The sequence below is a fragment of the Mesorhizobium sp. USDA 4132 genome (genome assembly GCF_056279545.1).
Genome location: NZ_JBWCCP010000001.1, coordinates 779,718 through 802,805 on the forward strand (window position 1 = coordinate 779,718; position 23,088 = coordinate 802,805).

A 23,088-nucleotide genomic window follows, 5' to 3' on the forward strand; every position below is an offset into this window, starting at 1 on the left:
CAAAGGTAAGAACCCGTGGCAGCCAGCCCATCCGATTTTCTCGAGCAGACGGCTATCCCCGGCGACGGTATCGCAGCGAGGGTGCTGAAGGGCGTCGAGACTGTTCTCGGTGTCATCGCGGCACTGATCCTCGCCGTTTTGCTGACGGTGGTGCTGGTCAGCGTCTGCCTGCGCTATTTCTTCAACACTGGTTTCATCGGCGCCGAGGATCTCGGCATCTGGCTGCATGTGGCGCTGATCTCGATCGGCGCCCCGCTCAGCCTCAACAGCGCGCTGGCGATGCGGCTCGACGTTTTCGTGCGTTTGGCTCCCGCCCGGCTGCTGCCGGTAACCCAGGTGCTGGCGGACGTGTTCACGGTGCTTGCGGCGCTGATCCTGCTGTTTGGCGGTTCCGAAATCATGGCCATGCTCGGCGGTATTTCTCCGACGCTTGGCGTTCCGGAGTGGATCCGCTTCGGTTTTCTCGGCGCGGGCGGCGTGCTGATCCTCGTTGTGCTCCTCCTGCAAAGACTTGCCGAGGGCAGGGCGCTGCCGGTACTGATATCGCTTAGCCTCGGCGCAGCGCTCTATTTCGGCATCCCAGAAATCTTCATCGACAGCGACCTTCCGCCGAGCCTTTTCCTGGCATTGGTCGCAGCACTTGGCTTGGTGCTGGCGGCACCGCTGGCGCATGCGTTCCTGACCGCCGCCTATGTGGCGATTGCCTTCGGCAGCAGCCTGCCGGAGCCAGCGATCGTCTCCTCGACGGTGACGGGCATGTCGAAATTCCTGCTGCTCGCCATTCCCTTCTTCCTGCTCGCCGGCGGGCTGCTGACTTCTTCGGGTGTCGCCAATCAGCTTGTCCGGTTCGCCGCCTCGATGGTCGGCCATCGCCGGGCGGGGCTGGCGCAGACGACGCTGCTGACAAGCGTGTTGTTTTCCGGCGCATCAGGCTCTTCCGTTGCCAATGCCGCCTTCGGGGCTTCGACCTTCCAGCCGGAGCTGGTGAAGCACGGTTATCCTCCGGCCCAGGCGGGTGCGATCATTGCCGCGACATCGGTACTCGACAACGTCATTCCGCCGTCGATCGCCTTCCTGATCCTGGCGACTGCCACCAATCTGTCGGTCGGTTCGCTGCTGGTCGGCGGCTTTTTCGCCGGCGGCCTGATGGCGATCTGCCTCGCGGTGGCAATCCATCTGTCCGTCCGCGAGCAGGTCGCCCTGCCGCGCGCCTCGGGTCGCGAACGCCGGCAGGCGGCGATCTCCGCCATTCCTGCCTTCGGTCTCGGCATCATCGTCGTGGTCGGCATCCGCATAGGCATCGTCACCACCACCGAGGCGGCGGCACTGGCAGCGCTCTATACGATTATCCTCGCCGTCTGGGGCAAGGTCGGAGCCGGTTCGCTGCTCGCCTCGTTCCGACAGGCGGCGACGGAGTCCGCGGCGATCGGCCTCTTGATCGGCACGGCCGGACCCTTCGCCTTCCTGCTTGCGGTCGACAATGTCTCCGGCCTCGTCTCGGAGTTCGTGACGATGCTCGGCGGCAGCGCGCTGGCGGTGATCGTCCTCTCCAACGTCATCCTTCTGGTCGTCGGACTGGTGCTCGATATCGGCGCGGCGATCCTGCTGTTCGGCCCGATCCTGCTGCCGGCCGCCGTCGCCGCGGGCATCGATCCGATCCATTTCGGCGTCATCATCGTCGTCAACCTGATGATCCACGGCCTGACCCCGCCGCTCGGCATGCTGATCTTCGTCGTCAGCGGCGTCACCCGCATTCCCGCGGCCGCACTGTTCAAGGCGGTCGTGCCCTATCTGCTCGCACTTCTGGTTTCCCTGGCGATCCTTTGCGCCTGGGCGATCATCTTTTAACCGCTTCACATCTCTAGGGACCTTGAGACATGGACAATATCAACCGCCGAACCCTTCTGAAGACTGCCGCAGCAACCGGCGCGGCGCTTGCCGCGCCCGTCTTCGTGCGCAGCGCCGCCGCCCGCACCACGACGATCACCACCGCCTCGCTGCTTGGCGACGACAAGCCGGAATCGAAGATCTGGGTGAAGATCGGCGAGCTGGTGGAAGCCAAGCTGCCGGGCCAGTTCAAGTTCAACGTCGTCAAGAACGGTGCGCTCGGCGGCGAGAAGGAAGTGGCAGAAGGGGCCCGTCTCGGTTCCGTGCAGGCGAGCCTTTCGACCGTCTCGTCACTGTCCGGCTGGGTGCCGGAACTGCAGGTCCTCGATTTGCCGTTCCTCTTCCGTGACGCAGCCCATGTCCGCAAGACGGTCGATGGCAGCGTCGGCGCCGACCTCAAGCAGAAGCTCGCTACCCAGAATTTCGTGATCGGCGATTTCATCAACTACGGCGCCCGCCATCTGCTCACGAAGGAGCCGGTCACCCGTCCGGAACAGCTGAAGGGCAAGAAGATCCGTGTGATCCAGAGCCCGCTGCACACCAAGCTGTGGGCCGCCTTCGGCACCGCCCCGGTCGGCATTCCGATCACCGAGACCTACAATGCGCTGGCGACCGGCGTTGCCGACGCCATGGACCTCACCAAATCCGCTTATGCCGGCTTCAAGCTCTATGAAGTCGTGCCCTACATGACCGAAACAGGCCATATCTGGGCGTCCGGCGTCATCTATTATTCCGCCAGCTTCTGGAACCAGTTGAACCCCGAGCAAAAGACAGTCTTCCAGGACGCCTCGAGGCAAGGGGCTGCCTATTTCAATCAGCTGATCGTCGATGACGAGGCGGCATCCATTGCCGTGTCGCTCAAGAATGGCGGCAAATTGCTGAAGCCGGAAGCCTTCGAGGAGTGGCAGAAAGGTGCACAAGGCGTCTGGCAGGATTTCGCCGCGATCGTCGGCGGCATCGACAGGATCAAGTCGATTCAGTCCGCCTGATAGCCTTTTCTAAAGGTTAAGAAAATTTAATGTGGCACCGCAAACGCGGTGCCATTTCTGTTTTTTCAGCTCGATTTAAGGCAAAAATGCCCGATTCCAGCCGTTTTAAGCGAGCTGGGTAAATGGATGCCGCCTTCTTTCGACCTGAAAGCGAACACATTTTTGTGCACTGCAGTAACCGCCCTTGTCTCGGTCGTCAGCATGCCTATGTTTGCGGCAGCCGGTGCCTAATTTTTTAGACTCCTGCGTCTCGGGCATTCGTCCCCCTTCACCTGACCGGTTTTCGGCAGGCCATTCTAGAAGGAGCATACAATGACAATTTCGATCAATAATTTCGCATCCGCCAATGGAGCGAAGCTTTCTCCGCAGCACATTGCCTCAGCCGTCGCCGAAACGCGTCGTTCTGTCGGCTACAGCATTGAAGAGCTTGCCATCACGACCGGCCTCGTCAACGACGAGATCGTTCGCATTGAAAACGGCACCGATGCCGATCCGGCCAAGCTGAAGCGCATTGCCGCGGCACTCAAGGTTCCGGTTACGACCTTCCTGCCTTCTTGATACAAGGTTTTCCGGCCGCTTCGGCGGCCGGACCCTGTTTGGGTCTTCTTCTTTTCCCCATGAAGACCGTCCTATCCGTCACACAAAAATGTGGCTTTCCCCATCGACCAGTTCCTTCAGAAACTCCACCACCGTCCTCAGCCGCATCAGGTCGCGGGTCGTTTCGTGGTAGGTGGTCCAGTAGGACCGCCGAATAACGGTCCCGGGCAGCACCCGCACCAGTTCCGGATATTGTCGCGCGACATAGTCGTGAAGGATGCCGATGCCGGCGCCGGAACGGACCGCCTCGGTCTGGCCGATCGCGCTTGAAATCTCGAAGCTGGCATCCCAGTCCCGCATCACCTCGCCGGTGAAATTCAAGGACGGCGAAAAAATCAGGTCCTCCACATAACCGATGCGCGGATGGCTCTTCAGCGCCTCCACCGTCTGCGGCGTTCCTGCCTGATCGAGATAGGTCTTCGAGGCATAGAGGCCGAGCGTATAATCGGTCAGTTTCGAAGAGATGAGCCGGCCCTGTTCCGGGCGTTCGATGGTGATGGCGATATCCGCCTCCCGCTGGGACAGCGAGAAGGATCGCGGCACGGGCACCAGCTGCAGCTTAAGTTCCGGATGGCGGCGCGTCAGCCGCCCGAGCCGTGAGGCAAGAAAGGAAACGCCAAAACCGTCGGGCGCCCCGATCCTGACCGTACCGGCGATCGCCGCGTCGATCCGCCCGGTGCTCGCCTGCGCCGCCAGCATCTCCGTTTCCATCCGCTCGGCCGCCCGAAAGAACACCTCGCCTTCGGCGGTCAGTTCGCAGCCGTTGGTGCGGCGGATGAGGAGGCGGGTGCGCAAATCCTCTTCCAGCGCCGTCACCCTCCGCCCGAGCGTCGCATGGTTGACGCCGAGCCGCCGCGAAGCAGCCAGAATCTGGCCGGCGCGGGCTACCGCCAGAAACATGCGGACATCGTCCCAGTTCATCGTTGGTTGTCTTTCAATGCCTGCTGCTTATTTTGCCCGCATCATCACCGGATCGACGTCGATCAGCCTGAGAGACTTCACCATGTCCGCCGTATGTTCCTTATATTTCAGGAAATGCGGCGTCCGGAGATGCGCCTCGTAGGCCTTCTGGTCAGCATATACCTCCAGGATACGGATTTGCTCAGGCCGTTCCTTTTCAGCGACGGCATGCAACATCAGCACGCCCGGCTCATTGTCCACCGATGCCTCGATTTCCTCGGCAAGGAGGGCTCGATAGGGGTCGATTTGTGCGGGATGAATTTCCAGTTCCGCGATCCTGACGATCTTGCCAGACATGACAGCCTCGGTCTTGCTTCAATTTCTGCACAACGGATGCTTATTCCACTCCATTGCTTTGTGCAAATCGAAGTGTAGACTCCCGTCACGTACCAAAAATGGAGGAGCATACCCATGCGTGAGATCGGGCATTTCATCGGCGGCAAGCATGTCGCCGGCACCAGCGGCCGCACGGCTGACGTCTTCAATCCGGCAACCGGCGAAGTCCAGGCGAAGGTTTCGCTTGCCAGCGTTTCGGAAATCCGGGCTGCCGTCGAAAGCGCCAAGCAGGCCCAGCCGAAATGGGCTGCCACCAATCCGCAGCGCCGCGCCCGCGTCTTCATGAAGTTCGTCGACCTGCTCAACCAGAACATGGATGAACTCGCCGAGATGCTGTCGAAGGAACACGGCAAGACGGTCGAGGATTCCAAGGGCGACGTCATCCGCGGCCTGGAAGTCTGCGAATTCGTGATCGGCATCCCGCATCTGTCGAAGGGCGAGTTTACCGAAGGCGCCGGCCCGCAGATCGATATGTATTCGATGCGCCAGCCGGTCGGCATCGGCGCCGGCATCACCCCGTTCAATTTCCCGGGCATGATCCCGATGTGGATGTTCGCCCCGGCGATTGCTTGCGGCAATGCCTTTATCCTGAAGCCGTCGGAGCGTGACCCGTCCCTGCCGATCCGCCTCGCCGAGCTGATGATCGAAGCGGGCCTGCCTGCCGGCATCCTGAACGTCGTCAACGGCGACAAGGCGGCCGTCGATGCGATCCTCACCGATCCGGATATCGGCGCCATCTCCTTCGTCGGCTCGACCCCGATCGCCCGTTACGTCTATGGCACGGCTGCGATGAACGGCAAGCGCGCGCAGTGCTTCGGCGGCGCCAAGAACCACATGATCATCATGCCGGACGCGGATCTCGACCAGGCCGTCAACGCGCTGATGGGGGCCGGCTACGGTTCCGCCGGCGAGCGCTGCATGGCGGTTTCGGTCGCGGTCCCGGTCGGCGAGGAAACCGCCAACCGCCTCGTCGAAAAGCTGATCCCGAAGATCGAGTCGCTGCGTATCGGTCCCTATACGGACGACAAGGCCGACATGGGCCCGGTCGTCACCAAGGAAGCCCATGCCCGCATCAACGGGCTGATCAACCGAGGCGTCGAGGAAGGCGCCAAGCTTCTGGTCGATGGCCGCGGCTTCAAGCTGCAGGGTTACGAGAACGGCTATTTCGTCGGCGGCACGCTGTTCGACAATGTCACGCCCGAGATGGACATCTACAAGCAGGAAATCTTCGGTCCTGTCCTCTCGGTCGTCCGCGCCCATAACTATGAAGAAGCGCTCGATCTGCCGATGAAGCACGAATACGGCAACGGCGTTGCGATCTACACCCGCGACGGCGATGCCGCCCGTGACTTCGCCAGCCGCATCAATATCGGCATGATCGGCATCAATGTTCCGATCCCCGTTCCGCTCGCCTATCACTCGTTCGGTGGCTGGAAGGCTTCGAGCTTCGGCGATCTCAACCAGCACGGCACGGATTCGATCAAGTTCTGGACCAAGACCAAGACGATCACCGCCCGCTGGCCGTCCGGCATCAAGGATGGTGCCGAATTCGTCATGCCGACGATGAAGTAAGCAGAAACTCGGTCGACATTATCAGGCGGGCCTCTTCGGGGGCCCGTTTTTTGCTGGTGTCATATCCGGTTTACCAAGCAATTTAATCCCGCTTTATCCGTGAATACTGGCCAAATCGTCAGTGGTTCTCGTTTATACGAATGACGGTAAAGTAACAAAAAGGGGACGGGCATGGCCAAAAAGGTAATGATGAAGAACGACAGCATCGGTCTGACCAAGAAGGGTTTCCACGGTTTTTCGTGGACCTACCTTTTCTTCGGCTGGCTGGTTCCGGTTGTACGCGGTGAAATCTCCATCGGTGCCCTGCATCTGGTGATCTCGGTGTTCACCGCGGGCATCTCGCAGCTCATTTTCTCCTTTCTCTACAACAAGCAGTATACGCATCGGCTGATCGAAAAAGGTTATCGGTTCGCCGACACGCCGGAGAACAACGCGGCTGCGGCCCAAGCGCTCGGCGCCGATCTCCCTGTCGGGACGCCGGCACACGCCTGAGGGCCCAATCGAGAAATGAACAAAACGGGTCTCGCAGGAGGCCCGTTTTTGTTTTGACGACCCAGAATCTGATTACGTGTCGCGCGAACAATTGAAATGACATATCCAGGCCCTACAATCATGCGGGGAATCGGGCAGGCAGCCGTCTCGACGGTATTCGGCAAGGGGATATGACATCATGGCAATGGCGGAGACGACGCCTCGGGCGGCGGCGGGGCAGTATTTTGAGCGCGCATCCTTCACCGGCAGCGCCAGCGAATATTTCGGTATCTGGATCGTCAACGTTCTGCTGACGATCGTCACCCTCGGCATCTATTCGGCCTGGGCCAAGGTGCGGCGCATGCGATACTTCTACGGCAACACGGTCATTCTCGACCGCGCCTTCGAATATCACGCGACCGGCAAGCAGATCTTCATCGGCCGGCTGATCGTCATTGCGTTCCTGATCGTCATCAACATCGGCACGGCGATCTTTCCGCCGATCGGCATCCTTACTCCGATCGTGATCCTGGTCGCTCTGCCGTGGCTCATCAAGCGCAGCCTGCGCTTCAACGCCCGGGTGACGAGCTACCGCAACGTGCGTTTCGATTTCGTCGGCACCGCGGGCGGCGCTTTCGTTGCGATTCTGCTCGGCAGTTTTGTCGCCTTCATTTCCTTCGGCATCCTGGCGCCACTCGCGAGCCGCTGGACCTGGCGATACCTCTTCAACAACCTGCGGTACGGCGATCGGCCGTTTTCCAGCGATCCGCAGCTCAGCCGGCTTTATGGCGTCTGGATCCTGCCGGCATTGATCGTGTTCCTGGGCAGCATCGTCTTCGGTTTCATTGCCTTCGTCGTGATCATCGGTGCTGCGACCGTCATGCGCGAGAGCGCCGAATTGACGAGCACGCAGATGACCGTGCTGAGCATCGCCGGTCTCTACGCCGGGGTCTTCATCTATTTCATCCTCTATGGTGTTGCTGGTCTCTTCTATCGGGCGGGTGTGCGCAACGTCGCCTGGTCGGCGGCGGAACTTGACGGTCGCCATCAGCTGGTCAGCGATATCTCCCGGCTGCGTTATGCCTGGATAGCAATCAGCAACGTGATCGTCACCGTGCTGACGCTCGGACTGATGCGCCCCTGGGCGGCGGTCCGGATGGCGCGGTATGTGAACGAGCATTCCGGCATCCGCATTAACGGCGATCCGGGCGAAATCCTCTCCTCGATCGAGGCGACCGGTGCTGCAATCAGTGCCGAATACATGGATATGGAAGGGTTCGACTTTGGCTTCTGACGGAGCGGTCATCGCTAAAGGCGAATGGCATCCGGCCAATTCCAGCCGCGCAATCCCGGCCGTTCTGCGCGAGGATGGCAGTCTCCTCGTCGCAGCGGAAGAGGGGCGGGTCCTCGCCTCTGCCGTGCCGGAGCGGATCGAGGTCAGTGCGCGCGTCGGCTCTATTCCGCGGCGAGTGAGTTTCCCCGACGGTTCCGTGTTCGAAACGCGCGACAACGAGGGCATCGACACCTATCTCCGCGCCAAGCGAGGCGCTCGCAGCGGCCTGATCCATCGGCTGGAGCGGTTCCATCCGCGGCTGATCGTCATGACGATCGCCGTCATCCTGCTTGCGGCTTCGATCTATCGGTTTGCGGTACCCGTGCTGGTGGAGGTTGCCGTCCTGGTAACGCCGCCGTTCGTGCCGGAACTGATCGGCTCCGGCACGCTCGCCTCGCTCGATCGGACGATCCTGAAACCCTCCGAATTGCCGGAAGGCGAACGGCAGGCGATCTCCGAGGGCTTCTCGAAACTGGCCGAACATTCGAAGGGCGGACAGAAGGCCTATCGGCTTTATTTCCGGGATGGCGGCGTGATTGGCCCGAATGCCTTCGCACTCCCCGACGGCAGCCTGATCCTCACCGACGATCTGGTGAAGCTCGCCAACAGCGACCGGGAAATGATCCTCGGCGTGCTCGGCCACGAGATTGCCCATGTCGAGGGCAAGCACAGCCTGCGGCAGCTCTATCGCGCAGCCGGCGTTGCCGCGCTGGTCATGCTGATTGCCGGCGATGTCGGCTCGGGCGTCGAGGATATCCTCACCCAGGGCGGTGCACTGGTGGCATTGTCCTATTCACGGGCCGCGGAAGCGGAGGCGGATCGCCGTTCGGTCGAGCTGATGCGGGCTGCCGGTTACGATCCCGCCGCACTTGCCCGCTTCTTCGTGGTCCTCGAAGAAAAGCTCGGAGACCATGGCGACGCGAGCATCCTGTCGAGCCATCCGGGCACCCCGCAACGTCAGCAGGACATCCGCAATTATGCCGCCGAGCTGGAAGGTCGGCCTCAGGCAAGGTAGCCATGATCGATAGCCACCATTGACGTATCCGCAGACTATCCTAATTTAGCTTGCGGAGTAGGAGTGGGGATGTATGTCCATGGTGTACGAGTGGGATGCGAAGCGTGCCCGCCGCGCGTATCTGGCGAGGATCGGCCTTAGCCTGCTGGCAGCAATGGTGGTGGTCGCTGTCCCCACCTGGGTGGCGATCTCGATGACCGGTTGACGCCGGCCGGAACTTTTCTGGCGAGCCGCCGCCGGTCCTGAACCGGCTTCGCACAGGACCATCAAAACTTCATGCAGGTCGCGGGATATCGTTGGCAATCCCTGCGCGGCCTGTTCGGCGCGGCTAGACGTTGTCCTTCGGCAGAGGGCCGAAGGTTTGCCTGGCAGAGCCCGCGCCTGTCTGCCCAGCCCGCCGCTCCGGCTTGCCCCAGCCTTCCGGGCGTCGTCTGTGCGGACGAGCAATTCATAGCTTGAATTCCGCTCCGATGCAGGCAAGCTGCCTCACGTCGGAAACTTGATGACGATTTTCTTATTTTGGAATTGTTCAAAACTAGGGAAGCCATTATATAGGGCGGGTACGAGTCTCGGGAGACCAGCATGCGCTTGACCAAACAGACGAATTACGCAGTACGGATGCTGATGTATTGCGCCGCCAACGAAGGCCACCTGAGCCGCATTCCCGAGATTGCCAGGGCCTATGGCGTTTCCGAACTCTTCCTTTTCAAGATCCTCCAGCCGCTCACGAAGGCCGGTCTGGTGGAAACCGTACGTGGTCGCAACGGTGGCGTAAGGCTCGGCCGAGCTGCTGAGCGCATCACCCTTTTCGACGTCATTAAGGTCACCGAAGATAGTTTCGCCATGGCGGAATGCTTCGAAGAGGGAGTTGCGGAATGCCCGCTTGTTGACAGCTGCGGCCTGAACGCTGCGCTTCGCAAGGCGCTCAACGCTTTCTTCGATGTGCTCGCCGAATACACGATCGACGATCTCGTCAAGGCGCGCCCGCAGATCAATTTCCTGCTGGGCATCGATATGCTGCATCTGCCGAAGGCCATCCCGAAGGTCGTCGCGCCGGCCGCTTGATCTTGCCCGTTGACGTTTCTTGAAGGCGCCGCCGTTGAGGTTGGCGCCTTTTGCTATCCCCCGTATGCTGTAGAAGAGGTTGACCTCGCGCGCATTTGCAATAGAAGGGGACGAGGCGTTTTGCTGGCTTTTGTCAGTTTTCCTTCCTGTGGCGCCTTCAGGATCAAGCCATGCCCCTTTCGGAATTGCGCGTATTCGCGCTGACTGCGCTGATCGGCACTGCCGGTGCGCTGATCGCAATTCTCATTGCTTTTCCAGCTCCTTACCTCATCGGTCCGGCAATCGCGATCACCATTGCGGGGCTTGCCGGGCTGAACTTGGCGGTGCCGGCGCAGGTCCGCAACGTCTGTTTCATCATCGTCGGCGTGTCGATGGGGGCGACTGTCACGCCGGAGGTGATCGTCGCGGCGCGCACCTGGCCTCTGAGTTTCGTCATGGTGCTCGTGGCGGTCGTCATCCTGCTCTATGTGAGTTCGTGGGTGCTGCAACGGTTCTTCCACTATGACCGGATCACTGCGCTGCTCGCCTCCTCCCCCGGGCACCTGAGCTATGTGCTGAGCCTCGCCGCCGAAACCCGCTGCGACCTGCGCGCCGTCAGCGTCGGCCAGAGCGTGCGCGTGCTGGCGCTGACGATTACGGTCCCGCTGATCGTGGAAATCTTCGATCTCGTGGGCACCGACCCGGTTCTGGTGCCTTTGGTGATGAGCGCGCCTGTCCTCATCGCCATGCTTATCGTCTCGGCGCTGTTCGGCGTGGTGTTCATGCGCTGGAATTTTCCGGCGGCGCTGCTGCTCGGCGGCGTCGTGGTATCGATCGCCACGCATGTGACCGGCTTCATCAACGGCGGAGTTCCGAACTGGCTGCTGGTTCCGACCTATGTCATCCTCGGTTCAGTCATCGGCACGCGCTTCTGCGGCGTATCGATCCGCGAATTGCGCACCGCCTTTGTGGCCGGCGGCGTGGTGACCGTGGTCGTCATCGCGCTTGCGGCAGCGATTGCCGGCGGCGTTTCCTGCCTGACCGGCGTGCCGCTCGACGCCGCCCTGATCGCCTTTGCGCCGGGCGGGCTCGAAACCATGTCGGCGATGGCGGTGATGCTGCATGCCGACCCCACCTATGTCGGCGCTCATCACGTGCTTCGGCTGATGTTCCTGTCGGTGCTGATGCCCGTCGTGCTCGGCAAGGAAGCCCGGCAGCGTTGAGCGTCAGTTGACGAGGCGCACCGATGTAATTTCGGAACCTGTCCCGCTGTCAGCCCCGGTGTAGGGTTCGATCTGCCAGTTCGCGGAGTTCATGATCATCGTATTGACCACCAGCGTAATCAGGTTCGACTGATTGGTGGTCGAATTGTAGACGACGTCACGGTTCGGAAGATGGATGACTCCCTTGAGCGTCTCGCCATTGGAGCCGTTGAAGATATACTGTTGCTTGCGGCCGTTGTTGGCGACATCGCTGGTCTTTTCGAACATCAGGATGCCTTTGTAGGTGCCGCTGGTCGGCGCCGATGCGGTGAAGCTCAGGGCGCCATTGGCGCGGATTTCGCTGTCGGTATCGGGGAAATAGAAGGTCACCCCGTCCGCGACGACCGTCGAACCGGAGTTGATGATCATCCGGCCCTTGATGATATGGAGGCCGGGTTTGAACGTGATCTTCGGTGATCCGTTGAAGGTGGTGCCGCAATGGACGCCTGGGACCATGTCCTGCACTGCTCCGTCCCTTGTGCCGCTGGTGGTGCAGGTCGAGGAGACGGTCGGCTCGGCGATGCCGACGGCATAGGGATCGCCAGATACCTTGCAGCCGGGTTTTAGGTTGCTGAGCGTCCCGCCGTTCTTGATATACTGGGTGCCCGCGACGCAGAAGCTGGGCGTATCGATCGTCGCGCCGCTGTTCATGATGAAGGTCGGGTTCTGGGTAGAACTGACCTCCACGCCGCATTTCTCCGAATGCACGTTGGCGCCCGAATTGATCAGGACGGCCTGCGTCGTGTTGCCGAGCACGTAGATGCACGCGCCTGAAGGCTTCGGGTTCCTGTTCGCGATCGCGGTGGATTGGACTTTGACGTCGATGGTGTGAATGCCGAGCAGACCGAGGAAATTGGTCGGCACGCCTTGGGCATAGGTACCCGTCAGGCTGCCATCCGCATTTCCGGCGACGATGAGCGCGGTGTCGAGGTCGGTGTCTTCCGGTACCGTATCGGTCAGAAAGCGCAGCGCTTCCCGGCGCTGACTTGCAATATCGGGTTTCGCAACGGCGCTGAGCAAGGCCGCATCAAGGGCGCCCTGCAGCCGGCCGCGCTCGAACGAGGCCTGGGCAAAATCGATCGCGCCACCGGCGGTCGTGACGAGGAGCGGCATCGCCAGGGCGGTGGCTATCGCAAAATTGCCGCCTGTATCGCGTAGGGTATGATAAAGGCGTAACGCAATATTGTCGATGAGTCGCCGCATGATCGTGGGTTCCCGGTTGAGCTCGGTGAGTGCAGAATGCGCTTCAAGGTCAGCCCTTTTATCGCAGCCCCTCTAAAGTTCCCGTAAGAGAATTGGAAAACCTGAAGTTAACCTCGGCTCCTGTATTTCGGTTTTCCCGCCCCTGAACATGGTCCCAATGGAAGTTAATCATGCCCTCGATCGAACCCTCGTTTCCTCTCGCAATCGTCGTCATGGGTGTCAGCGGATCGGGGAAGACATCGGTGGGCGAACATCTCGCCGCGCGTCTCGGCTGCGCGTTCGTGGAGGGTGATCGCTTGCATCCGGAGGCGAATGTCGCCAAGATGGCGAAGGGCATTCCGCTGACCGACGACGACCGCTGGCCCTGGCTCGATCTTGTCGGCAACGAACTGGCCACGGCAAGGGGACGCGGCGAAAGCGTGGTCGTCTCGTGTTCGGCGCTCAAACAAACCTATCGAGATCGTTTGCGGCGGGAGGCCGGCGGCACGCTCTATTTCGTCTTTCTCACGGGCGACCCCAAGGTTCTTGAACAACGGATGGGCGCGCGTACCGGCCATTTCATGCCGACATCATTGCTTCAGAGCCAGCTCGCAACCCTTGAAAGCCCCGAGCATGAGGCCGGGGTGATAACGGTCGACGTCGACGCAAGTGTCGATACCATCGTCAGCAAGGCTTTCGATGGTATTACCAGGCTCATTTGAGGATAGATAATAGGATTTAGCCTCTCGTTTTCTCCGATGTTCTGTCTTGTGCATCGCCGTGGAAAGTATTCTAAAAATTACCAGTCATTGTGATCCGATGCTCTTCGGGCGCCGTATAAGTAACAGTTTTGCGTTCAAGCAATTCCGCCTGACTTGCCGGGAATTTTCCCGGCGACGGCAGGGAGCAGTTGACAGGTGTTTGAGGAGACGGTTTGCGGATGCCAGATTCGACGAAAGGATCCGGGCGGGGTTCCCTTCGCCGGGTGCCGAAACAGGAGCGGAGCCGCGAGCGTATCGATGAGATCCTGAAAGTGTCGATGCAGCTGATCGGCCAGAAGGGCATAGACGCAGTGACCATGAAGGAGATAGCTGCCCTTTCCGGGGGGCCTATCGCATCGGTCTATCAGTATTTCCCGAACAAGTCCGCCATCATCGCAACGCTCTACGAGCGTTACGTCGAAGAGGTTCGTTCCTTTGTCGCAGAGCAGATCGGAAAGATCGCCACGGCCGAAGACGCTTTGCAGGCCCCGGCCGCACTTTTCGATTTATACTACTATAACATGCGGGAAAGGCCATCGCTCCAGGATCTCCTGAATGCCATCCAGGCGGACAAAGCGCTTGCTGATCTGGATATTGCCGAGACCCGCTTTCAGGCTGATGTATTCTACAAGGCCACCGAGCCTTTCGTGGAAGAACCGCTTCGCGAAAACTATGCACGGGCGCTTCTGGTGATGTTTCACCTGTCGGGCGCTACTATGCGGCTTGCCCTCATGGTTCCGGAAGACGAAGCCGCTGCGACCGTGGCGCAGTTCAAGTCGATCATTCGCGCCCAGGCGACCTATTATTTCACCGGCAGCTTCCCGATTTCTCTTTGATCCCTTGATCAGAGGCCCAATCGGTCGCGCAACCCATACCACCAGGCACCGAGCACCGTGAGCGGCACCCGGAACGTCTGCCCGCCCGGAAAGGGAAGGTTGGGCAGCGACGACCAGATATCGAAGCGTTCCGCATGGCCGGCGACCGCCTCGCCGAGGATCTTGCCGAGCAGATGCGTGGTGGTCACCCCGTGGCCGCTGTCGCCGTGCGAGAAATAGACCTTGTCCGACAGTTTTCCCACATGCGGGATACGCGTCAGGGTAAGCGCAAAATTGCCGCTCCAGGCATAGTCGATCTTGACGCCCTTCAACTGCGGAAACGTCTTCAGCATATTGGGGCGGATGACGCCCGTGAGATCGCTCGGGTCGTTTCCGCCGTAACCAATGCCGCCGCCATAGAGCAGCCGGTTGTCGGCAGTCCGCCGGTAATAGTCGAGAATGTAATTGGCGTCTTCGACGCAGTAATTCGCCGGCAGCAGGCTTTCGATCAGGCTCGCGTCGAGCGGTTCCGTCGCCATCACCTGACTGGAAACCGGCATCATCCGGCCGCTGATCTCTGGAAACTGCGGGGAGAGATAGGCATTGCCGCAGACGAGCACATACGAGGCCTTCACCGAGCCCTTTTCGGTTCGCGCCACCGGCTTTTCGCCCGTGTCGAGGCCGATCACGCGCGAACCTTCGAAGATGCGTCCACCAAGGTTTTCGAACGCTGCCGCCTCGCCGATCACGAGATTGAGCGGATGGATGTGGCCGCCGAGCCTGTCGATCATGCCGCCGGCATACCTGTCGGTCTTTACATACCGTCCGACCTCGGCTTTCGAAACCATTTCCAGCCCGCCATGGCCGTATCTTTCCCAATCGGCTTTGTGATGCGCCATCTCGCGGATCTGCTTGTCCGTGAAGGCCGCGAAGAAGCCGCCATCCACCAGGTCGCAGTCGATCCCGTATTTCGCCACCCGGCTGCGGATGATCTCGCCGCCTTCGAGCGACATCGCCCCGAGCTGCACCGCCTTGTCGCGGCCATACCGTCCGGCGATGGTATCGAGGTCGCGGCTGTAGCCGTTGACGATCTGGCCGCCATTGCGGCCGGACGCGCCGAAGCCGATGCGCTCTGCCTCCAGCACCACGACGGAATATCCGCGCTCTGCAAGTTCCAGCGCCCCGGAAATACCCGTGAAGCCCGCGCCGACGACGCAGACATCCGTCTCTATCTCTCCGTCAAGGGCAGGGCGGACACGCTTGTCCTTTGCCGAAGCCGCGTACCAGGAATTCGTGTGTCGGGGATTGTCTGCGGGTCTAAAGGCCATGTTACACCGTCCGAATATAGGCGCCGCATTCGACATCGGTCCCGCACAGGGCAGGCTCCGACAGTCCGTGCCCCTTCAAGACCAATCGAACAGAGCTAGGCGTTGAAGCGCTCTGGCCTATAAGCCGAGATGTCGATCAATGTCTTCTGCCCCGTGATCGCCTCCGCAATCACCTGACCGGTCACCGGACCCAGCGTCAGGCCGTGATGCGCATGACCGAAGGCGAACCACAGGCCGTCGTGCCGGGGCGCCTTGCCGATGACGGGCATCATGTCCGGCGTGCAGGGGCGGGCGCCCATCCACGGCTCTTGGTCGAGCCGCTCCGCGAGCGGGAAGATGCTGCGCGCCACGGCTTCGGCGCGTTCCAGCTGAACAGGTGTCTTCGGCGCGTCGCGGCGGGCAAATTCCGCGCCCGTCGTCAGGCGGATGCCCTGGTTCATCGGGGCCAGGAAATAACCGCGCTCCGCATCCATGGTCCAGCCGTTGAGCTTGGCATTGCCCTTGGCCGAATAGTGCATGTGGTAGCCGCGCTTGACGCCGACCAGGAAATTGTAGCCGAGCGGCTTTGTGACCGTGTCGGACCAGGGCCCAAGCGCCACCACCACGTCCTTGGCTTCCACCGTGCCTTCGCCGGCGACGATCCGCCAGCCCGTCTTGGTCTGCGACAGGCTCTTTGCATCGCCCTTCAGCACCCGGCCGCCGAGGCTTTCGAACAGTTTTACATAGGCTCGCGTCAGCGCCAGCGGATCCTTGACCGACCATGGGTCTTCCCAGCGCAGGCCACCGACGAAATCGGTGGAAAGATTGGGTTCCTGCTCGGCGATATCGGCCGGCGAAAGTTCCTTGAAGGCGACGCCATACTCCTTGCGAAGCCGCTCGGCCTCGCCGATCTCGCCGTCATGCTTGCCGCGGGTGCGGAACACCTCCGTCCAGCCGTTCTTGGCGATCAGCTCCTGGGCTCCGGCTTCCTCGATCAGCTCGTTATGGGTCGCGATCGAGTGCTCGATCAGCGGCGCATAGGCGCGGGCGATCAGCTGGTGGCGGGTCATGTTCGAATGCCACCAGTATTTCGCCAGGAACGACGTGACCGACGGAATGGCCTTCCAGTGGAAATGCGCGTCGATGCGGTTGTTCATGGCATAGCGCAGGATCAGGCCGAACTGCTGGGGAAAGCCATAGGGCACGACGCCCTCGCGCTGGATCAGGCCGGCATTGCCGTAGGATGTCTCCATGCCGGGTTCTTTCCGGTCGACGAGCACCACCGATTTGCCGCGCCGGGCGAGCTGCAATGCCGTCGAAACGCCGACAATGCCGGCTCCCAGCACGATCGCATCTGCTGTCATGATCTGAATTCCATTTCCCAAGTCTTTTATCGTTCGAAGATTTCAACATGCCGCCCGGAATGCTGCGGCGCAAACGAAAAATCACGGTTGCTTATATGGATTCCCTATTTCTTCGTCTGCCGCATCCAATCGAAAGCCTATGCGGCCGTCGCTACCTTTCGGGTCGTCGTGCATCGGTTTCGATGCGGGCTCCGCGCGAACAATGCCGCGGGCCGATCCCAACAAGGAGTGACTGAAATGTTTGGTCGTTTGGGGAGCGTCTACTTCCTGCATCTTGCTGAAGCCAAAGCCCGGCAGCGCCGGCTGTCGAAGCCAAACCGCCCGGTTGACGCGAACCTTGGCGTTTTCCTGAGGCTCCTCGGCGTCATCGGCCTCGGCCTTTGCGCCGCGGGCCTTGTTTCCATGATGGCTGCGTGAGGGGATCGTCATGGGTAAGGCAATGCCGAAAGTCGAGCCTCCCTCGCGAGGCGTGCGTTTCATGGTGGGCCGCGATGTCGGCGGCCGTTGGGTCGTCTCCGACCGCGATGGGCTCGTCGGCGGATTGTTCACCAATCGGGCGTCGGCGGTGCATTTCGCCATGTTCGAAAGTGATCGCACGCCGGGTGCCGTCTGCTGCCTCCCGGAAGGCGTCACCTTGAGCCTGGGGCCGATTTTCGAGGCCCCGGTGAAGGCCCCCGAGGCGATCGATCCCCGCATGAAGATCGTCGGACGGGGATGAGGAGAACGCCGATGTCCAAGGTCGTTCACCACATGCGCCAACACGTATATCCGCGCTCCCGTAATTTCGGGAATCCGGACCATCTGCGTACATCGAGCATCATTCTCGGCATGCTCGCGGTGATGCTGATGGCGCTCGTTTTCGCCTATGCCATAACCTTTACGGCCGCTTCCTGAGGGCAGTCGCCGCCGGAAAGAACGAAATTCCTATAGGATTTTTATTTCTTTCCCCTGAGCCCCGTCTCGAACCCCTATGCGGTCGCGCCGCATATTAGGGTCCGAGAGATCGCTAAAGATCATCTCCAAAGCCGCAAAGCATCAAAGTGCCGTCTTTCGGGGACGGCATCCCTTGCCTTGTCCGGCCTCGCCTTAACAACAGGAGTCCAGATCGATGTTGGACGTCATTCTACTCGGCACCGCAGTCGTCTTCTTCGGTCTCTGCCTTGCCTATACCCGCGCCTGCGACAGGCTTTGAAGGGAGAAGCTCCGATGATCCTCGATTATGTCTTGAGCGGCGGCGTGACCGTGTTCCTCACCGTCTACCTCACCTACGCTCTCATTCGCCCAGAACGCTTCTGAAAAGAACGCTTTTAAAGAGAACCGGCGCCGTTCGTCAGCTGCCAGGTATTGAAAGTTAAGCCCAAATGACCCTCAACGGATGGCTTCAGATCCTGCTTTATTGCGGGATCATCATCGCGCTCGTCAAACCGCTCGGCGGTTACATGACGCGTGTCTTCTCAGGCGAGCGCACTCTTCTGTCACCTGTCCTCGTTCCGATCGAACGGGGACTTTATGCCGTGGCCGGCACCAGCGAACGCGAGGACCAGCGTTGGACCTCCTATGCTTTCTCGCTGCTGATGTTCAACCTGTTCGGCGTCGTCGTGCTCTATGCGATGATGCGACTGCAGGCCGGCTTGCCCTATAATCCGGCCGGCATGGCTTCCGTTCCGCCCGAGCTTTCCTTCAACACCGCCGTCAGTTTCGTCAGCAATACCAACTGGCAGAACTACGGCGGCGAAAGCACCATGTCCTATCTGACCCAGATGATGGGTCTCAACGTGCAGAATTTCGCCTCCGCCGCGACCGGCATGGCAATCGCCGTCGGCCTGATTCGCGCCTTTTCGCGCGCTTCCGGCAAGGCGATCGGCAATTTCTGGGTCGATATGACCCGCGCCACGCTCTATATCCTGCTGCCGATCTGCATCGTGCTGACGCTGGTCTACGTCTGGCTCGGCGTGCCGCAGACGCTCGGACCTTATGCCGAAGCGACGACGCTGGAAGGCGCCAAGCAGACCATCGCGCTCGGCCCGGTCGCCTCGCAGCTTGCCATCAAGATGCTCGGCACCAATGGCGGCGGTTTCTTCAACGCCAACTCGGCACATCCGTTCGAAAATCCGGATGCGATATCCAATCTCATCCAGATGGTGTCGATCTTTGCGATCGGTGCCGCCCTGACCAACGTTTTCGGCCGTATGGTCGGCAACCAGCGCCAGGGCTGGGCGATCCTTGCATCGATGGGCATCCTGTTCATCGTCGGCGTCGGCATCACCTACTGGGCGGAAGCGGCCGGCAATCCGCTGATGCACCAGTTCGGCCTTGCCGGTGGCAACATGGAAGGCAAGGAAGTCCGCTTCGGCGTGACCCTGTCGTCGCTGTTTGCGGTCATCACCACGGCGGCCTCCTGCGGCGCGGTCAATGCCATGCATGGCTCGTTCACGGCACTCGGCGGCCTGATCCCGCTCATCAACATGCAACTCGGCGAAGTCATCGTCGGCGGCGTCGGCGCGGGTTTCTACGGCATCATCCTCTTCATCATCGTCGCAGTCTTCGTGGCCGGGCTTATGGTCGGCCGCACGCCGGAATATCTCGGCAAAAAGATCGAGGCGAAGGAGATGAAGATGGCCGTGCTCGCCGTTCTCTGCCTGCCGCTCGCCATGCTGGTCTTTACGGCGATCGCCACGGTGCTGCCGTCCGCGGTCGCCTCGATCGGCACCGCCGGCCCGCACGGCTTCTCCGAAATCCTCTACGCCTATACGTCGGCTGCGGCCAACAACGGCTCGGCTTTCGGCGGGCTTTCGGGCAATACGCCCTGGTACAACGTGACGCTTGGGCTCGGCATGCTGATGGGCCGCTTCCTGGTCATCATTCCGGCGCTCGCCATCGCAGGCTCGCTGGTCGCCAAGAAGACGGTTCCGGCCTCGGCAGGCACCTTCCCGACAGATGGTCCGTTGTTCGTCGGCCTGCTCGTCGGCACGATCCTGATCGTCGGCGGCCTCACCTTCATGCCCGCCCTGGCGCTCGGGCCCGTCGTCGAACACCTGGTCATGATCGCCGGCCAGACCTTCTGAGGGACCAAGGGGAGCAATGCCATGAGCATCCGCAAAGCTCTCCGCAGACAGTCCACTCTTGCCTCGCGAAAGCAAGGCAAGAGTGGACAGAGCCCCTACGGATCCTATGCAATTTTTATCATGACGGCGGTCATTCTTGCCATTGTCCTCGTGATCGAAGTCTTGCGCGGCTGATCGACCCTTCGTCGCCTCGATTGACAAGCCAACTCATTTTCAAAGCTGGAGTCTCTTATGAGCCAGGCAAAATCCGCGAGCATCATCGATACTCGCATCCTCATTCCGGCCGCAGGCGATGCTTTCAAGAAGCTCAACCCGCGGACCCTTGCCCGGAACCCCGTCATGTTCGTCGTGGCCACGGTCTCGGTCCTCACCACCGTGCTTTTCCTCCGCGACCTCGCGGCCGGCAACGGCAATCTCGGTTTCTCCTTCCAGATCAACATCTGGCTCTGGTTCACCGTCTTGTTCGCCAATTTCGCCGAAGCGGTCGCCGAAGGCCGCGGCAAGGCGCAGGCGGATTCGCTGCGCAAGGCCCGCACCGAAACCCAGGCCAAGCTGCTCTCGGGCAGCGACCGCACCCACTACAAGATGGTCGCCGGCACGAGCCTGAAAGTCGGTGACGTGGTGCTCGTCGAACCGGGCGACATCATTCCGTCGGATGGCGAAGTCATCGAGGGTGTCGCCTCTGTGAACGAAGCGGCGATCACCGGTGAATCCGCGCCCGTCATCCGCGAATCCGGCGGCGACCGCTCGGCCGTGACAGGCGGGACGCAAGTCCTGTCGGACTGGATCCGCGTCCGTATCACGGCCGCTGCCGGCTCGACCTTCCTCGACCGGATGATCTCGCTCGTCGAGGGCGCCGAGCGCCAGAAGACGCCTAACGAGATCGCGCTCAACATCCTGCTCGCCGGCATGACGCTGATCTTCGTGCTCGCGACCGCAACGATCCCGAGCTTTGCGATCTATGCTGGCGGCTCGATCCCGATCATCGTTCTCGTCGCGCTGTTCGTGACGCTGATCCCGACCACGATCGGCGCGCTGCTGTCGGCGATCGGCATTGCGGGCATGGACCGCCTCGTCCGCTTCAACGTGCTCGCGATGTCCGGTCGCGCCGTCGAAGCTGCCGGCGACGTCGATACGCTGCTGCTCGACAAGACCGGCACGATCACGCTCGGCAACCGCCAGGCCACCTCGTTCCGCCCGGTCCGCGGCGTCTCCGAACAAGATCTCGCCGATGCCGCCCAGCTCGCCTCGCTTGCCGACGAAACGCCGGAAGGCCGCTCGATCGTCGTGCTTGCCAAGGAAAAGTACGCCATCCGCGGCCGCGACATGGCGAGCCTGAAGGCGAGTTTCGTCCCCTTTACCGCCCAGACCCGCATGAGCGGCGTCGATCTCGAAGGCTCCCAGATCCGCAAGGGCGCGGTCGATGCGGTGCTCGCCTATGTCGGCTCGGGGACGATGCCGGTCTCCGGCAACGCGGCAATCGCCGCCAGCCCGCAATCCGATATCGTGCGCGAGCTGCAGGCGATCGCCGACGAAATCGCCAAGGCCGGCGGTACGCCGCTTGCCGTTGCCCGTGACGGCAGGCTGCTTGGCGTCGTCCAGTTGAAGGACATCGTCAAGGGCGGTATCCGCGAACGTTTTGCGGAACTGCGCCGCATGGGCATCCGCACCGTGATGATCACTGGCGACAACCCGATGACCGCGGCGGCGATTGCCGCCGAAGCCGGCGTCGACGACTTCCTTGCCCAGGCGACGCCTGAGAACAAGCTGACGCTGATCCGCGAGGAACAGGCCAAGGGCAAGCTCGTCGCCATGTGCGGCGACGGTACCAACGATGCGCCTGCACTCGCCCAGGCCGATGTCGGCGTCGCCATGAACACCGGCACGGTCGCCGCCCGCGAGGCCGGCAACATGGTCGACCTCGACTCGGACCCGACGAAACTCATCGAGATCGTCGAGATCGGCAAGCAGCTCCTGATGACCCGCGGCGCGCTGACCACCTTTTCGATCGCCAACGATATCGCCAAGTATTTCGCCATCATCCCGGCGATGTTCCTGACCTTCTACCCGCAGCTCGGCGTGCTGAACATCATGGGGCTCGCCACGCCGCAAAGCGCCATCCTGTCGGCGATCATCTTCAATGCGCTGATCATCATCGCGTTGATCCCGCTGTCGCTGAAGGGCGTCAAATACCGGGCTATCGGCGCCGGCGCGCTGCTTTCCCGCAATCTGCTCGTCTATGGTCTCGGCGGCATCCTCGTTCCCTTCATCGGCATCAAAGCGATCGACATGATCATCACCGCGATCGGTCTCGCTTAAATTTTACGCGGTTTCTTCACGCGAACCGGCATCCACTTCGCTTGAAAACGCTTTTCGGAGAAATGACAATGTTCAAGCAACTTCGCCCTGCGATCGTCATGATCGTCGCTACCACGGCCATTACCGGCCTGATCTACCCCTTCGCCATGACCGGCATCGCCCAGGCCGTCTTCCCCGTCCAGGCAAATGGCAGCCTGATCGAGAAGGACGGAACCGTTGTCGGCTCGGCCCTTATCGGCCAGGCCTTCACCGCCGACCAGTACTTCCACGGTCGTCCGTCTGCTGCCGGCGACGGTTACAACGCCGCCTCGTCCTCCGGCTCCAACCTCGGCCCCACCAGCGCCAAGCTGATCGATCGGGTGAAGACGGACTACGAAGCCGCCAAGGCGACCAACCCGAACGCGGAGGTGCCGATCGACCTCGTCACGGCCTCCGGCAGCGGCCTCGACCCACATATCTCGCCGGAAGCCGCGCTCTTCCAGGTGCCGCGCGTCGCCAAGGCCCGCAACATGGATGAGGCAGCGGTCCGCGCGCTCGTCGAAGCTCATGTCGAAAGCCGCGAACTCGGTTTTCTAGGCGAACCTGTGGTCAATGTGCTTGCGTTGAATATGGCGATTGATGCTCCTATGACTCGATGAAGTAGCAAGTTGCGTCGCCCCCTCATCCGACCCTTCGGGCCACCTTCTCCCCGCCGGGGAGAAGAAAGTTATGCCGCGGCGTTTCCGGTCCTCCTCTCCCCTCGGGGAGAGGGTGGCCGAGCGTAGCGGAGGCCGGGTGAGGGGGTGTCACCCACCGACACGAAAGACCAA

25 protein-coding genes are annotated in these 23,088 nt (G+C 61.2%); 19 read left to right on the plus strand and 6 right to left on the minus strand.

Translation table 11 applies throughout. The features are described 5' to 3' along the window. The first annotated feature begins 15 nt into the window (after positions 1 to 15). From ACZ9IU_RS03980 to ACZ9IU_RS03990, 3 genes are all read left to right on the plus strand, one after another. Positions 16 to 1,848: a TRAP transporter large permease gene (locus tag ACZ9IU_RS03980; protein WP_038539921.1), complete on the plus strand. Its 1,833-nt coding sequence runs from the start codon at positions 16 to 18 to the stop codon at positions 1,846 to 1,848. A gap of 29 nt (positions 1,849 to 1,877) precedes the next feature. Further along, positions 1,878 to 2,876, plus strand: coding sequence for a TRAP transporter substrate-binding protein (locus tag ACZ9IU_RS03985; RefSeq protein WP_038539924.1), 999 nt, complete (start codon positions 1,878 to 1,880; stop codon positions 2,874 to 2,876). Between the two features lie 312 nt (positions 2,877 to 3,188). Beyond that, complete coding sequence (locus tag ACZ9IU_RS03990; RefSeq protein ID WP_038539927.1) at positions 3,189 to 3,434, plus strand: helix-turn-helix domain-containing protein; 246 nt, start codon at positions 3,189 to 3,191, stop codon at positions 3,432 to 3,434. Positions 3,435 to 3,512: 78 nt separating this feature from the next. On the opposite strand, the gene ACZ9IU_RS03995 is transcribed toward ACZ9IU_RS03990, so the two are convergent. After that, the gene (locus ACZ9IU_RS03995; RefSeq protein WP_038539930.1) at positions 3,513 to 4,394 is read right to left on the minus strand and encodes a LysR family transcriptional regulator; all 882 of its coding nucleotides are present in this window, start codon (positions 4,392 to 4,394) and stop codon (positions 3,513 to 3,515) included. Positions 4,395 to 4,421: 27 nt separating this feature from the next. Next, positions 4,422 to 4,730 (minus strand): putative quinol monooxygenase, encoded by a 309-nt coding sequence (locus ACZ9IU_RS04000; RefSeq protein ID WP_038539933.1) that lies wholly within the window; start codon positions 4,728 to 4,730, stop codon positions 4,422 to 4,424. Positions 4,731 to 4,844: 114 nt separating this feature from the next. Here ACZ9IU_RS04000 and ACZ9IU_RS04005 point away from each other — a divergent pair, with 114 nt between their 5' ends. From ACZ9IU_RS04005 to ACZ9IU_RS04035, 7 genes are all read left to right on the plus strand, one after another. After that, entirely contained in the window at positions 4,845 to 6,341 is a 1,497-nt protein-coding gene (locus ACZ9IU_RS04005) for a CoA-acylating methylmalonate-semialdehyde dehydrogenase (protein WP_038539937.1), read from the plus strand. Between the two features lie 171 nt (positions 6,342 to 6,512). Further along, entirely contained in the window at positions 6,513 to 6,833 is a 321-nt protein-coding gene (locus ACZ9IU_RS04010; protein ID WP_038539941.1) for a hypothetical protein, read from the plus strand. 184 nt (positions 6,834 to 7,017) lie between these two features. After that, positions 7,018 to 8,106 carry a YjgN family protein gene (locus ACZ9IU_RS04015; protein ID WP_038539944.1) on the plus strand — a complete coding sequence of 363 codons (1,089 nt, stop codon included), beginning with the start codon at positions 7,018 to 7,020 and terminating at the stop codon, positions 8,104 to 8,106. Next, on the plus strand, positions 8,096 to 9,160 hold the full coding sequence (locus ACZ9IU_RS04020) for a M48 family metallopeptidase (RefSeq protein ID WP_038539945.1): 1,065 nt from the start codon (positions 8,096 to 8,098) through the stop codon (positions 9,158 to 9,160). Before ACZ9IU_RS04015 ends, ACZ9IU_RS04020 begins: the two co-directional genes overlap by 11 nt. Positions 9,161 to 9,239: 79 nt before the next feature. Next, on the plus strand, positions 9,240 to 9,365 hold the full coding sequence (locus ACZ9IU_RS04025) for a hypothetical protein (RefSeq protein WP_258718814.1): 126 nt from the start codon (positions 9,240 to 9,242) through the stop codon (positions 9,363 to 9,365). Between the two features lie 377 nt (positions 9,366 to 9,742). Beyond that, the gene (gene rirA / locus ACZ9IU_RS04030) at positions 9,743 to 10,225 is read left to right on the plus strand and encodes an iron-responsive transcriptional regulator RirA (RefSeq protein ID WP_038539948.1); all 483 of its coding nucleotides are present in this window, start codon (positions 9,743 to 9,745) and stop codon (positions 10,223 to 10,225) included. 170 nt (positions 10,226 to 10,395) lie between these two features. Continuing rightward, a complete protein-coding gene (locus tag ACZ9IU_RS04035) occupies positions 10,396 to 11,427 on the plus strand; it encodes an AbrB family transcriptional regulator (RefSeq protein WP_038539951.1) in 1,032 nt (343 codons plus the stop codon). Positions 11,428 to 11,430: 3 nt separating this feature from the next. Here the strand turns inward: ACZ9IU_RS04035 and ACZ9IU_RS04040 are convergent, their stop codons facing one another. After that, positions 11,431 to 12,669 (minus strand): TadE/TadG family type IV pilus assembly protein, encoded by a 1,239-nt coding sequence (locus ACZ9IU_RS04040; protein ID WP_038539955.1) that lies wholly within the window; start codon positions 12,667 to 12,669, stop codon positions 11,431 to 11,433. 170 nt (positions 12,670 to 12,839) lie between these two features. Between ACZ9IU_RS04040 and ACZ9IU_RS04045 the strand changes: the two genes are divergently transcribed. Both ACZ9IU_RS04045 and ACZ9IU_RS04050 read left to right on the plus strand, forming a co-directional pair. Continuing rightward, on the plus strand, positions 12,840 to 13,370 hold the full coding sequence (locus tag ACZ9IU_RS04045; RefSeq protein WP_038539960.1) for a gluconokinase: 531 nt from the start codon (positions 12,840 to 12,842) through the stop codon (positions 13,368 to 13,370). Positions 13,371 to 13,588: 218 nt separating this feature from the next. Further along, positions 13,589 to 14,245, plus strand: a complete 657-nt coding sequence (locus ACZ9IU_RS04050) for a TetR/AcrR family transcriptional regulator (protein WP_038539962.1) — start codon at positions 13,589 to 13,591, stop codon at positions 14,243 to 14,245. Positions 14,246 to 14,253: 8 nt separating this feature from the next. On the opposite strand, the gene ACZ9IU_RS04055 is transcribed toward ACZ9IU_RS04050, so the two are convergent. The 3 genes from ACZ9IU_RS04055 to ACZ9IU_RS04065 all read right to left on the minus strand — a co-directional run bounded on the left by ACZ9IU_RS04055 (position 14,254) and on the right by ACZ9IU_RS04065 (position 17,324). Further along, positions 14,254 to 15,552 (minus strand): NAD(P)/FAD-dependent oxidoreductase, encoded by a 1,299-nt coding sequence (locus ACZ9IU_RS04055; protein ID WP_038539965.1) that lies wholly within the window; start codon positions 15,550 to 15,552, stop codon positions 14,254 to 14,256. A gap of 95 nt (positions 15,553 to 15,647) precedes the next feature. After that, on the minus strand, positions 15,648 to 16,895 hold the full coding sequence (locus tag ACZ9IU_RS04060; protein ID WP_038539967.1) for an NAD(P)/FAD-dependent oxidoreductase: 1,248 nt from the start codon (positions 16,893 to 16,895) through the stop codon (positions 15,648 to 15,650). Between the two features lie 81 nt (positions 16,896 to 16,976). Next, entirely contained in the window at positions 16,977 to 17,324 is a 348-nt protein-coding gene (locus ACZ9IU_RS04065; protein ID WP_157885066.1) for a hypothetical protein, read from the minus strand. Between ACZ9IU_RS04065 and ACZ9IU_RS04070 the strand changes: the two genes are divergently transcribed. From ACZ9IU_RS04070 to kdpC, 7 genes are all read left to right on the plus strand, one after another. Next, positions 17,323 to 17,613, plus strand: a complete 291-nt coding sequence (locus tag ACZ9IU_RS04070) for a hypothetical protein (protein ID WP_038539973.1) — start codon at positions 17,323 to 17,325, stop codon at positions 17,611 to 17,613. The genes ACZ9IU_RS04065 and ACZ9IU_RS04070 overlap by 2 nt on opposite strands. Positions 17,614 to 17,624: 11 nt before the next feature. Further along, positions 17,625 to 17,789 (plus strand): hypothetical protein, encoded by a 165-nt coding sequence (locus ACZ9IU_RS04075; protein ID WP_157885067.1) that lies wholly within the window; start codon positions 17,625 to 17,627, stop codon positions 17,787 to 17,789. Between the two features lie 312 nt (positions 17,790 to 18,101). Continuing rightward, positions 18,102 to 18,191 (plus strand): K(+)-transporting ATPase subunit F, encoded by a 90-nt coding sequence (gene kdpF, locus ACZ9IU_RS04080; RefSeq protein ID WP_038539975.1) that lies wholly within the window; start codon positions 18,102 to 18,104, stop codon positions 18,189 to 18,191. Positions 18,192 to 18,256: 65 nt separating this feature from the next. Further along, complete coding sequence (gene kdpA / locus ACZ9IU_RS04085; RefSeq protein WP_038539978.1) at positions 18,257 to 19,960, plus strand: potassium-transporting ATPase subunit KdpA; 1,704 nt, start codon at positions 18,257 to 18,259, stop codon at positions 19,958 to 19,960. Between the two features lie 21 nt (positions 19,961 to 19,981). Continuing rightward, positions 19,982 to 20,134 (plus strand): hypothetical protein, encoded by a 153-nt coding sequence (locus tag ACZ9IU_RS04090; RefSeq protein WP_157885068.1) that lies wholly within the window; start codon positions 19,982 to 19,984, stop codon positions 20,132 to 20,134. Between the two features lie 57 nt (positions 20,135 to 20,191). Next, on the plus strand, positions 20,192 to 22,279 hold the full coding sequence (gene kdpB, locus ACZ9IU_RS04095) for a potassium-transporting ATPase subunit KdpB (RefSeq protein ID WP_038539982.1): 2,088 nt from the start codon (positions 20,192 to 20,194) through the stop codon (positions 22,277 to 22,279). A gap of 68 nt (positions 22,280 to 22,347) precedes the next feature. After that, positions 22,348 to 22,917, plus strand: a complete 570-nt coding sequence (kdpC, locus tag ACZ9IU_RS04100; protein WP_038539984.1) for a potassium-transporting ATPase subunit KdpC — start codon at positions 22,348 to 22,350, stop codon at positions 22,915 to 22,917. Positions 22,918 to 23,088 lie beyond the last annotated feature (171 nt).